Raw genomic sequence first — 11,515 nt, 5'->3', positions numbered from 1 at the left:
GGCGGAGCTGTCGGGCGCGGGCGCGCCGGCGGGGGCGGTGGTGACTGGGGGGATTCGGGCTGGTTACTTGCTGACCTTGAATCCCTGCTTGGCCGCGTAGGAGGTCACCTGGCTCTGGACGTTGTCGTTCACGGCGGACCAGTCGCTCTTGCCCTGGAGGGCCTTGCCCACCTCACTGGTGTCGGTGTTGTAGGCGTAGTCCTGGAACGGGCTCCAGTCGAAGGTCCCGATGCCGTTCGCGGCGGGCACGAACACCTTGTTGATCTGCTGGCCGCCGAAGAAGTCGTACTTCTTGTCCTGGAAGTACGCCCCGTTGAGGACCGGCTTGACCAGCGGGAAGAGGTACGCCTGGTCGATGCCGATCTTCCAGGCCGCCTGGGACGTGCCGAAGAGCTCCCGGGCGACCTCGGTGGCCTCCTTGGGGTGCTTGGTCTGCGAAGTCACCGAGAAGCTCGACCCGCCCCAGTCACCCTGGGCGTTGTCACCCGCGTACCACTGCGGCAGCGGGGCGACGGCCCACTTGCCGGAGGTCTTCGCGGCGACGCTGGAGAGGTAGCCCGGCCCCCAGCCGGCCGCGATGTAGGTGGCGTACTTGCCGGTGCTGAGGCCGTTGTAGAAGTCCGTGGTGGCGTACGACTGGGTGTCGACCAGCTTGTTCTTGACCAGGTCGCCCCAGTAGTCGTACACCTTCTTGGCGCCTGCGTCGTTCAGCTTCACGCCGATGTCCGGCAGCTTGCTCGCCGAGTAGGTGTAGGGGCGGGAGCCGGCCTGCCACATCAGGCCCTGGCGCCAGCCGGCGGCCGTCTCGTCGCTGCCGAAGTCGGTCATGTACGCCTTCGGGTCGGCCTTGTGCAGCTTGGCCGCCTCCTCCTTGTACTCCGCCCAGGTCGTGGGGACCTTCAGGTGGTACTTCTTGAAGAGGTCGGTCCGGTACATCATCGCCATCGGGCCGCCGTCGACCGGAATGGCGTACACGTGGTCGCCGTCGGAGGCCTGCTTCCAGGCCCAGTCCACGTAGTTGCCCTTGTCGGCGTTCGCACCGTACTTGCCCATGTCGAGCAGGCCCTTGCTGAGCTGGATGGTCGGCAGCTCCTGGAACTCCAGCATGACGACGTCCGGGGCGCCCTGGCCCGCCTTCAGCGCGGTCTTCAGCTTGGTGTACTCGTCCTGGCCCACACCGGCCTGCACCCAGTCGACCTGGACGTCCTTGTGGGTCTTGTTGAACTCCGCCACGACCTGCTTGAACTGCGGGTACCAGGCCCACACCTTGATGTGCACGGGACCGCTCTGCGTGCTGCCGGAGCCGCTGGTGCCGCCGGAGCCGCAGGCCGCGAGGAGAACGCCGGCGAGGGCGGCGGAGGTGGCCGCGACCGCGGTGCGCCGAAGGGAACGGGACGTGGGCTTTCTGCTGGACGACATGAGCGATCTCCACGGTGAGAGTGCCCTAGAGGGCAGGAGGACGGAGGTACGGAGATGTGCGGGGAGGCACGTGCGGGTGTGCCGAGCACGCCGGGCACGAGGACGCCCCGCGTCGAAGGACCAAGGACTGTGGAAGGACCACGGAAAGCCTGAGGGCACTCGGAGCACGCCGGATCGGCCGGGGGCCGTCGACGGGCCTCGTCCCGCTCGGGGGTGGAGCCGTCCGCCGAGGGATTCTGGCGGACGGGCATCGGTCGACGCGGGAGGGTGGGCGTGCGTGACGTCGGTGAGGGGGTGCGACACATTGATGATCAGCGCGGCGGGCGCGCCGGACGACGGCTCAGACCGCGGCGAGTAAAGAGTGATGCCCTGTCAGGGTGGGTGCGGCCCCCGTCCCGTCAGAGGTTGCTGGTCCCACTGCGGCTCCTACTGGTCATCCCCGTGATCGCTCTCGGGGATCCGGTCCGCGGCGCGAAGACGCCACGGTCCCTAAGTACTCGATCCGCTGTGGATCAAGTCCTTCTGCTACGCTCTGCAGCGCTGCAAAAGTGTTAACCGAGAAGTTGCCGCGCTGCAAGAGGCGCAGGAGACCTCTTCGGGAAAATTTCAGCACTGAAACCGACATCCGGGATGAAGGTGACATATGGCAAAGGGCGTCACACTCCGCGACGTCGCGGAGCTCGCCGGCGTCTCCAGCCGGACTGTGTCCAACGTGGTCAACGGCTACGCGCCCGTCTCCGAGGCCACCCGGGCCCGGGTTCAGCAGGCCGTGGACAAGCTCGGCTACCGGCCCAATGTGCTGGCCCGCAACCTGGCCGCCGGGCGCTCGGGCCAGATCGCCGTGGTGGTGCCGTACCTGGACACGCCGTACTTCGCCGAACTGCTGCAGGGCATCATCCGCGCGGCCCGCGTCCAGGGCTACAACGTCCTGATCGACCAGACGGACGGTGACGCCGAGCACGAGAAGCTGTTCCTCAGCCGGGGCTCCCAGCATCTGCTGTTCGACGGTGTCATCTTCAGCCCGTTGGGCTTGGCCCAGTCCGACCTGTCCGAACGGGATCCGAGCCTGCCGCTCGTCGTGCTCGGCGAGCGGGTGAGCGACGGCGGTTTCGACCACGTCGGCATCGACGACGTGGCCGCCTCCCTGGAGGCGACCGAGCATCTGCTCGGCCTCGGTCGGCGCCGCGTCGCCGCGATCGGCGACCAGCCCTACCGCACCGGCGAAGCGGCCCAACTGCGCACCCGGGGTTACCGGCTGGCCCATGAGCGGGCCGGCCTGCCCGTCCGTGAGGAACTCGTCGTCTCCACCCCGCGCTTCAACCGCTCCGACGGCGCGACGGCCATGGCCCACTTGCTCGACCTGGAGGAACCGCCCGACGCGGTGTTCTGCTACAGCGACCTGGTCGCCCTGGGCGCCCTGCACACTCTGGCCTCCCGCGGACTGCGCGTCCCCGAGGATGTCGCCGTCGTCGGCTACGACGACATCGAGGACGGCCGCTACTCCAATCCGTCCGTCACCACGGTCTCCCCGGACAAGAAGGTGATCGCGGAGACGGCGGTGGAACGACTGCTCAAGCGGATCGGCAGCTCGACCCCGGTCCCGGGCATGGAGATCCGGGCGCCGCACCGGCTGATTCCTCGAGCCAGCACCACCGGGCAACAGGCGGCGACAGCTGACGGATCGTGAGCATGGGGGCCGGCGGCGAAGGCCGGTACTCGGCGTGCCGGCCCCGTAGACGACCGCGCATGGCAGGTTCAGGAAATGCCCACCCGCCGGGGACAGCATCGCAGCGTCGGAGCCGTCGAGGTCGTGGTGGCCGCCAAGGCCGTGTCGATTCCCGACCTCGTCGAGGCGTTCGGACTCGCGTCCTCCACGCTCAACCGCCAGACGACCGCTCTCCTGAAGAACGGCCTGGTCGAGCGCACGGTGGACCCGAGCGGCAGCATCGCCGTTCCGCATCACCGAGGAAGGACTCGGCCGCCTGGCAGCGGAGCGGGAGCGCACGGCCTCCGGTCTCGCCGAGACCTTCAGCGGCTGGACGCCGGAGCGCCTGGACCGCTTCATCGGCGGTCTGGAGCAGTTCAACACCGACGTCGAGCGGATGACTGGCCGGAGTCACGCACGTCGTCGCGGACCTGGTCGGCGTCCCACTTGGCGCGCCCCGAGCAGGTGCTGCATGCCGTCTGGGGTTCTCGGCCCACTCGGCGATGGTCCAGCAGTTCTTGCGCGGCAGGTCCGACAGCAGGCCGAGTACCAACTGCCGGACCCGACGCCGGGGTTCGACCCACGCGAACCGGCCTGCGATCCGTCTCCTCAGGCTCTCGAAGCCTCCTGCCAGCGGGCAGGGTCTACGCTGTGAACTGCGGCCACTGCGTGATCGTTTGTCTTCATACACCGATGATCAACGGTGGCTGCACCCGTCTCCACAGCGCGTCAGGGTCGCGCAGCGTTCGCCTGCCGTCCTGTATCAGGAGGACATGTGCAACGTGGCGAAGTCTGGTGGGTCGAGTTCGACGAGCGGCGGCTGGTGGTACTGCTGTCGGTAGACGACGCGTCCGGGATCCGGGCGATGCAGGTCGTCGCTCCGGCGGGCGTCGACATCAGCGGTCTGGGTGTCGACGTGCGAGTTGGCGCCATGGAAGGACTGCCCTTCGAAGGCGTGCTGCGGTTCGCGATCCCGCGTCCAGGCTTTACCCCTTGCACGTGGCTGACCACCGTGTCCCGGGACGACCTGATCGAGCGGGCGGGCGTCCTGTCCTCCGCGAAGCTCAGCGAGATCGAGGATGCCCTCCGTCTCGGCGGACAGGCGAAGGAATGGACTCCGGCGACAACCGCGAAGCTCGGCGAGATAAGGGACGCCCTCCGTCTCGGCGGCCTCGGGTAGGCGGAGAAGGAACCGACCCACCCGATGGCGTGGGCGGTCTCGTCCAGATGATCGACGCTGGCCACCTGTCTCCTCGGCACCCCTCACCATCGAGATCACGAACTACGGCTGGAGTATGAGGTCGCCCCTCCGCGTGCCGGTTTTTCCTTGGCTGAATTGTTTACCGTGCCGCATTCGTATGAGGGGCATCCGAGGATTTCCCGCACCGTAGCTTTCTCGCATGACCTCATCGATCCATGCCGAAACAACACTTCGGCCCTCGGGTCGGCCGTCGATCTCACGGAACAACGGTCGTCTCGACGGAGTGGATCTGGCACGGGCACTGGCTGTCCTGGGAATGTTCGTATCGCACATCGGGCCGGCCCTGATCCTGTCCGGCGTCGGACGGAAAGCAGGCGCCCCTGCCGAATTCCTGGGTGCTCTCACTGACGGGCACGCGTCGATCCTGTTCGCCACGCTCGCCGGGGTGTCACTGGCCCTCCTGACCGGAGGCAGCCGACCGCAGCACGGTGTGGCACTGCGGCAGGACGTCGCACGGATCGCCGTACGCGCTGCGATCCTTTTCGTCCTCGGGATGGCGCTGGCTCAGATCAGCAGCGTGGTGATCGTCATCCTGTCGTACTACGCCCTCTATTTCCTGCTGGCGCTGCCGCTCCTTCGAGTGCCGCCCCGCATTCTCGCGCTACTCGCCTCTGCCTGGGCGGTAGTCGGACCAGTGGTGTCCTTCTTTATGCGGCGCAAGGTGGAAGGGAACGAGAGCACCGGCGGGGGCGCACTGATGTTCGCTGACCTCACCTCGCTGCCCGGCGCCGGAGCGGGACTTCTCCGTCTCCTGCTGGAAGGCACTTATCCGGTGATGACGTGGATGCCGTTCGTGCTTGCCGGGCTCGCTGTGGGACGTCTCGACCTCCACTCGAGCGCGATCCGACTTCGCTTGTTCGCCACAGGTGTCGCTCTCGCCGTCGCGGGAAGCGGCGGCTCCTGGCTGGCGCTGCACGTCTTCGGGGGACTCAGGGCCCTTCAGCCGAAGCTGGACTTCGTGCGCCCGGTGGCAGCCGCACTCGGCAAGGACCCGCTGGAACTGATGCAGGCATCGAACCTCGGAACCGTCCCCACCGACACCCTCGCGAACCTGCTGCTCGACGGCCCGCACAGCGGGACCCCCTTCGAGATCGTCGGCTCGGTCGGCTGTGCACTGGCGGTTCTCGCGCTCTGCCTGTTCCTCGGCGACCGCTTCCGCACGCCGCTCGCACCGCTCACGGCTGTCGGAGCGCTGTCCCCGACCGCGTACGCGGCCCATATCGTGGCGCTGAGGTCCCTGCCGTCCCAGGAGGCACTGGCCGCGCACCCCTGGCTGCCGCTGCTCGGCTTCATCCTCGGTGCCGTCGTGTTCTGCGGCCTGTGGCGCCGCTACCTCGGCCGCGGCCCGCTCGAGCGCCTCATGCACTGGGCCTCCAAGCGGGCTGTCACCGTCCTCGTGGGACCCCGCCCCACAACCACACCCGATCCGGGCCCGAGCCGGTCGTCGCGGTGGACCCGAGGCTTCCAGGAACTGGGCTGACTCTGGGAGCGCAGGAGGCGTCTGGGTGACGGGCCGGACGGTACGGCCACGAGTCCGCAGGAAGACCCGTCGCCGGCACCCGGTTGCTCGCCACGGTGGCCGCCGCCCTGGGCATGCACATGGACCTCGTCCGCGCAATGCCATGACCAGTGGGCCTCACGCCGCTGCCGAACTCCTGGACGGTGGAGCGAACCTACGGGTGGCCGATGCTTCACCGCCGCCTGGCCGGCGACTACGAATCCTCCCGCCCACTCCTCAGTGCCGGGTATCAGCTGCTGAGGTCGAACACGCCCCACCTGGTGAACGGCTCGGCTCGTTCATCTGGAGCTGGAACGACTTCCTGCCCCAGCTCATGTATCTGGCCGGCCCGGACACCTACACGCTCCAGCTGGGCCTGCGGATGTTCGTCGACCAGGCCGGCAGCGCCGCCTTCGGGCCGATGTTCGCGATGTCGGTCCTGACGCTGATCCCGGTGGTGCTGTTCTTTTTCGCCTTCCAGCGGCTGCTGGTCGAGTACGTCCAGATGTCCGGGCTGAAGGGGTAGGGGTACGGCATGCGGCGTTCCTGGTTCCACCTCTTCGCGGACTGTCTGCTCCTCGGTGTGCTGTTGCTGGTCCGTTCGCTTCCCGTGGGCACCGCCTTCCCCTCGTTCGTCGCCGGCTGTTCGGTGCTGCGCGAGCAGGCGCGGGGCGGGCCGGGTGTGACCCCGGCGACCCTGCTGGCAGCCCTTCGCCGGGCTCTGCGTTCCGCTCCCGTCGCCCTCTGCCTGGTCCCGGCCGGTGTGCTGGCTCTGCTGTGGCTGGACGCCGTGGTCCTGGACGCGTACGTGCCGGGCATGGCCGTACCGGTGGCCGTGGCGGGCGCCGTCGTGGCGGCGACGGGGCTGCGGTGCGCGGCCGGCTGGCGGGAGGGCGTCTCCTGGCGGGTGGTCGCCGGGGCGGCGTTCCGCTCGATGCCCCAGCGGCCGCTCGTGCCGCTGCTTCTGGCGGGGGCGGCCGTCGCTGCCGCGGTGCTGCCGGCCATGTCCGTGGTTGTGCTGCTCGTCGTCCTCGGGCCGCTCGCCCTCGCCGCCACGGCCGTCGACGCCTGGCGGCCAATGGCGCTGTCAGCCGGCGGGCCGGACCCCACGTCGTCCCGCTCGACGCCCTCTCCCCTTTCCGTCTCTCCTCCCCCGCCCGCCGAGTTGTCCTCCAACTGAACCGAAACGGAGACCGCATGCCTTCCGACACCGCACGCCGCCGCTGCGCCGTGGTGGGACTGGGCGCCCGCGCCCGGATGTTCACCGCGGCGCTCGCCGGTCCCTACGCGGACCGGATCGACCTGGTGGGTTTCTGCGATGTCAATGCACACCGCATGGCCGTGCACAACGAGTGGATCGGCGCCTCGGTACCCGCGTACCCCGCCGAGGACTTCACTTCGATGCTGCGCCGCGAGCGCGTCGATCTCGTCGTCGTCTGCACGGTGGACCGGACCCACGACCACTACATCGTCGAGGCTCTGGAGGCCGGCTGCGACGTGGTCACCGAGAAGCCGATGACGACGGACGCGGACCGCGCCCGCCGCATCCTCGACGCACAGCGGCGCACCGGCCGTCAGGTGCGGGTCGCCTTCAACTACCGCTACAACCCGGTGCACGCCGCCGTCCGGGAGACCCTCGCGGCCGGGGAGATCGGCGAGGTCGGCTCCGTGCACTTCGAATGGCTGCTGGACCTGAGGCACGGCGCCGACTACTTCCGGCGGTGGCACCGCGAGAAGGCCAACTCCGGTGGTCTGATGGTGCACAAGGCCACCCACCACTTCGACCTGGTCAACTGGTGGCTGGGCACCGAGCCCGAGACGGTGTACGCGCAGGGCGGGCTGTTCTTCTACGGCGACGAGGCGGGCACACGGCGCGGCCTGGCCCGTGACTACGCGAGGGCGCACGGCTCACCGGCCGCTGCGGACGACCCGTTCGCCGTACGGATGGCCGACTCGCCGCTGCTCTCCGCGCTGTACCTGGACGCGGAGGCCGAGGACGGCTACCACCGGGATCAGAACGTCTTCGGGCCCGGGGTGACGATCGAGGACGACATGGCGGTGCTGGTCCGCTACGCGACCGGCTCCACCCTGACCTACCACCTCACCGCCTATGCCCCGTGGGAGGGGTACCGGATCGCCTTCAGCGGCAGCGAAGGCCGCCTCGAGCTGCTGGTGGAGGAGTCCACCTGGACCCGGCCCCGGGTACGGGTCCAGGGCGGGAGTGCCGTGTTGCACGGGGAGGCGGTGGGCGACACGGCGGGACGCACGGAGCTGATGCTGCGCCGGTTCTGGGAACCGCCGCGCGAACTGAAGGTCCGGACGGAGGAGGGCGGCCACGGTGGCGGGGACGTGCGCATGCTCGAGGACCTCTTCGGCGAACCCGCGGCCGACCCGCTGGGCCGGGCGGCGGACGCGGTCGACGGGGCACGTTCGCTGGTCACGGGCCTCGCGGCGAACCGGTCCTTCGAGTCGGGGAGCCCGGTGCGCACCCGGGACCTGCTCGATGTGTGACGGGCCCTCCCCGCGGAGTATGACGACCGTTATAGAGCCGGTGAAAGGTCGGCCTATAACGACTGTCATAGGAGGTGGCCGATGACCATCATCACCGTGCACACGCCACAGGGGCGCCTGACCCCGGAACAGCGCCGCACGCTGGCCGGGAACACTCACGGACGCGGTGCTCGTGCCAGAGGTCGGCCGGGTCGCGCCGCCCGCGCGGGCCGGGTTCCAGGTGCACTTCACCGAACGGGAGCCGGACATGATGGCCATCGGCGGCCGGCTGGTGCCGGACGCGGAACAGGCGCCCGACGTCATGGTGATCGATGTGGCGGTCATGGACGGGGACTGGCGTCGCGAGGTCCGGGCCGAGGTGATCGAGCGGATCCTGGCCGCCATGGCCGAAGCCTGCGGACTGGCGGAGCCGTCACCGGCCTGGTGGGTCACCTTCCGGGTGATCGAGGAAGGCAGCTGGGGCTCGCGCGGGGGTGTGCTGTCCATCCTCACCCTGTTGGACAGCGGCGTCTTCTCGGAGGAGAAGGCCGAGCGGATCCGAGCGGCGATCGGCGCCTGAGCCGGCGACGGTGGCGCAGGGACAACCTGAGGTTGGCTCAGGGAAGTGCCTGCTCCGCCCAGATGACCTTGCCGTCGGCCGTGTGCCGGGCGCCCCATCCCTGGCAGGTCTGGGCCACGAGGAGCAGACCGCGGCCGCCCTCGTCGTAGGTGCGGGCCCGCCGCATGTGCGGGGCGGTGGTGCTGCCGTCCGACACCTCGCAGATGAGGGACCGGTCGTAGATCAGCCTCAGCTCGATGGGGGGTTCGGCGTGCCGGATGGCGTTGGTGACGAGCTCGCTGACCACCAGTTCGGTGACGAACGCGCAGGCGTCGAGGCCCCATTCGGCCAGTTGCCGGGACGCGTTCTTGCGGGCCACGGCGACCGCGGCATGGTCGGGTGGTACGTCCCAGACGGCCACGTGGAAGGTGTCGAGGGCACGGGTGCGGGCCATGAGCAGGGCCACGTCGTCGGCCGGCCGTTCCGGAAGCATGGTCCGCAGCACCGCGTCACAGGTGCCCTCGAGTGAGGCGTCGGCGGTCTGCAGCGTGCGCAGCAGGGTGTCCATGCCGTCGTCGATGTCACGGGACCCCGCCTCGACGAGACCGTCGGTGTACAGGGCGAGCACGCTGCCCTCGGGCAGTTCCCTCTCGACGGCCTCGAAGGGCAGACCGCCGAGCCCCAGGGGGAGCCCCGCGGGTACGTCGAGGAACTCCGCCCGTCCGCCTGGCGTGAGCAGGGCCGGGACCGGATGCCCCGCTCGCGCCAGGCAGCACCGGCGGGAGACCGGGTCGTACACCGCGTACAGGCAGGTGGCCCCGATGTCGCCGGTGCCGTCGGCGTCCGCGGCCAGGTGGCTGACCAGGTCGTCGAGGTGGGTGAGCAGCTCGTCGGGAGGCAGGTCGACGTCGGCCAGGGTTCTGACGGCGGTCCGCAGCCGCCCCATGGTGGCCGAGGCCTGGATGCCGTGCCCGACGACGTCGCCGACGACGAGTGCCACGCGGGCGCCGGACAGCGGGATGACGTCGAACCAGTCCCCGCCCACCCCGGCCTGGGCGCTGGCGGGCAGGTACCGCGAGGCTACGTCGAGGGCGGACTGCTCGGGCAGCCGTTGTGGCAGGAGGCTGCTCTGCAGAGTCAGCGAGGTGGCGCGCTCTCGCGTGAACCGGCGGGCGTTGTCGATGCAGAGGCCGGCTCTGTCGGTGATCTCCTGGCCGAGCAGCAGGTCGTCCTCTTCGAAGGCTTCGGGGTTGCGGTGACGGGAGAAGGTGGCCACGCCCAGGGTGAGGCCGCGGGCGCGCATGGGCACGGCCAGCACGGAGTGGAAACCGAACCGGCGCATCCGTTCTCCGCGCTCGGGGGTCTGGCGCAGCACGTGCTCCATGGCCTCGGGGGTGACCTGCTGGATCAGTGGTCGGCCGGCGGCCAGGCACTCGGCCGCCGTCGACCTGTCCGGATAGACGGCCACGGTCCCGTTCGGGACCACGGCCTCGGGACAGCCTTCGAGAACCGACTGGTGGGCGACGCGGCGCAGCCGCACGGCGCCGTGAGGGGGTCCCGTGGGCGGGTCGTCGCCGTCGTCGATGGACGGCAGCAGGTCGACGGTGACGAAGTCGGCGAGCCGCGGTACGGCCACGTCGGCGAGTTCCTGTGCGGTGCGGACCAGGTCGAGCGTGCTTCCGATGCGCACGCTCGCCTCGTTCAGCAGGGCCAGCCGCTGCCGGGCCTGGTGCTGCTCGGTCATGTCGTGCGCCGAGAGCAGCACCCCCTGTGCCCGGCCGTCACCCGCCCGGACGGGGGCGAGGGAGACGGTCCACACGCTCGGGCGTTCATGGCCCGCGAGCTGCAGCGAGAGCTGGAGGTCCTGCCGCTCACCGGTGTCCAGCGCTCGCCGCATGGCCTGCTCCGTGAGGTCGGCCTGCGGGTGGTGCACGATCTCCGAGACACGCAGTCCGCGCATCGCCTCCTCGGGCAGGCCGATCACCCGTTCCATGTCGGCGTTGGCCCTGACCAGCCGCAAGCCGGTGTCGTACAGCGCCGTCGTGCAGGTGGACTGGGTGAAGCTGTTCCTGAGGAACGCGTCGTCGTCGGGGCTCACTGCGAGGCGGCTGACCGCCGTGAGCAGCAGCCATTCCCTGTGGCCGCCGTCGTTGCGCCGGAGGTGGGCCAGGAGGTTCACGGTCAGGGGGTGCCCCTGGCGGTGCAGGAGCGCCGCCGCGCCGTTCCACCTGGGGAGGGTGAGCAGGGAACTCAGGAGACCGGGCGGGGGCTCGTCGGCGAGCAGAGCGGACCCGGGCCGGCCGACCACTTCCGAGGCCCGGTAGCCGAGCAGCCTGCGTGCTCCTTCGTTCCATCCCGTGACGACGCCGCGCTCGTCCACGAGGGCCTTCGCGGTGAGGGTGTCGTCGGCAGGGCCCTCGGGCGGTGCCCCGCTGCCCTCGCCCGGGACGGACGCAGATCTCGCCATTGGCCCCTCAACCCGCCTCACCCACTAGGCACCTTTAACTACTTCGTTCTGGTATGCCCCAAGAATGACAGATATCTCCTGCACCAGGTTGAATGGCCGGGGAGGCTGGTAAGCAG

General features: G+C 69.7%; 8 protein-coding genes and 2 pseudogenes. 7 read left to right on the top strand and 3 right to left on the bottom strand.

The genetic code is table 11. The annotated features are described in order from the left end of the window. Positions 1-63 precede the first annotated feature (63 nt). A complete protein-coding gene (locus FDO69_RS26495; protein ID WP_104782371.1) occupies positions 64-1,419 on the bottom strand; it encodes an ABC transporter substrate-binding protein in 1,356 nt (451 codons plus the stop codon). Positions 1,420-2,062: 643 nt separating this feature from the next. Here FDO69_RS26495 and FDO69_RS26490 point away from each other — a divergent pair. Then, positions 2,063-3,106 carry a LacI family DNA-binding transcriptional regulator gene (locus FDO69_RS26490; protein ID WP_104782370.1) on the top strand — a complete coding sequence of 348 codons (1,044 nt, stop codon included), beginning with the start codon at positions 2,063-2,065 and terminating at the stop codon, positions 3,104-3,106. Positions 3,107-3,534: 428 nt separating this feature from the next. Here FDO69_RS26490 and FDO69_RS26480 read toward each other — a convergent pair. Next, positions 3,535-3,790: pseudogene (locus FDO69_RS26480) on the bottom strand (transposase); the annotation flags it as partial. 109 nt (positions 3,791-3,899) lie between these two features. Between FDO69_RS26480 and FDO69_RS26475 the strand changes: the two are divergent. The 6 genes and pseudogenes from FDO69_RS26475 to FDO69_RS41635 all read left to right on the top strand — a co-directional run bounded on the left by FDO69_RS26475 (position 3,900) and on the right by FDO69_RS41635 (position 8,953). Then, positions 3,900-4,304: a type II toxin-antitoxin system PemK/MazF family toxin gene (locus tag FDO69_RS26475; protein ID WP_104782369.1), complete on the top strand. Its 405-nt coding sequence runs from the start codon at positions 3,900-3,902 to the stop codon at positions 4,302-4,304. Between the two features lie 337 nt (positions 4,305-4,641). Next, complete coding sequence (locus FDO69_RS26470) at positions 4,642-5,865, top strand: heparan-alpha-glucosaminide N-acetyltransferase domain-containing protein (protein ID WP_234388114.1); 1,224 nt, start codon at positions 4,642-4,644, stop codon at positions 5,863-5,865. A gap of 313 nt (positions 5,866-6,178) precedes the next feature. After that, positions 6,179-6,409 (top strand): annotated as a pseudogene (locus FDO69_RS26460) (carbohydrate ABC transporter permease); the annotation flags it as partial. 9 nt (positions 6,410-6,418) lie between these two features. Beyond that, positions 6,419-7,063, top strand: a complete 645-nt coding sequence (locus FDO69_RS26455; protein WP_104782367.1) for a hypothetical protein — start codon at positions 6,419-6,421, stop codon at positions 7,061-7,063. A 17-nt stretch (positions 7,064-7,080) separates the two neighbouring features. Then, positions 7,081-8,394: a Gfo/Idh/MocA family protein gene (locus tag FDO69_RS26450; protein ID WP_104782366.1), complete on the top strand. Its 1,314-nt coding sequence runs from the start codon at positions 7,081-7,083 to the stop codon at positions 8,392-8,394. Between the two features lie 166 nt (positions 8,395-8,560). Further along, positions 8,561-8,953, top strand: a complete 393-nt coding sequence (locus FDO69_RS41635; RefSeq protein ID WP_240806342.1) for a tautomerase enzyme — start codon at positions 8,561-8,563, stop codon at positions 8,951-8,953. A gap of 37 nt (positions 8,954-8,990) precedes the next feature. On the opposite strand, the gene FDO69_RS26440 is transcribed toward FDO69_RS41635, so the two are convergent. Continuing rightward, a complete protein-coding gene (locus tag FDO69_RS26440; protein ID WP_104782365.1) occupies positions 8,991-11,399 on the bottom strand; it encodes a SpoIIE family protein phosphatase in 2,409 nt (802 codons plus the stop codon). Positions 11,400-11,515: the final 116 nt, after the last annotated feature.

Source organism: Streptomyces tibetensis (assembly GCF_007655005.1).
In the GTDB taxonomy this organism is placed as follows: domain Bacteria; phylum Actinomycetota; class Actinomycetes; order Streptomycetales; family Streptomycetaceae; genus Streptomyces; species Streptomyces tibetensis.
The sequence above is the reverse complement of the archived record's forward strand: the minus strand, read 5'-3'. Positions and strand labels throughout refer to the sequence as shown.

Coding starts and splice junctions, on each gene's coding strand:
- FDO69_RS26490 (WP_104782370.1), top strand. CDS start 2,063: ATGGCAAAGGGCGTCACACTCCGCGACGTCGCGGAGCTCGCCGGCGTC.
- FDO69_RS26470 (WP_234388114.1), top strand. CDS start 4,642: ATGTTCGTATCGCACATCGGGCCGGCCCTGATCCTGTCCGGCGTCGGA.
- FDO69_RS26495 (WP_104782371.1), bottom strand. CDS start 1,419: ATGTCGTCCAGCAGAAAGCCCACGTCCCGTTCCCTTCGGCGCACCGCG.
- FDO69_RS26450 (WP_104782366.1), top strand. CDS start 7,081: ATGCCTTCCGACACCGCACGCCGCCGCTGCGCCGTGGTGGGACTGGGC.
- FDO69_RS26440 (WP_104782365.1), bottom strand. CDS start 11,399: ATGGCGAGATCTGCGTCCGTCCCGGGCGAGGGCAGCGGGGCACCGCCC.
- FDO69_RS26455 (WP_104782367.1), top strand. CDS start 6,419: ATGCGGCGTTCCTGGTTCCACCTCTTCGCGGACTGTCTGCTCCTCGGT.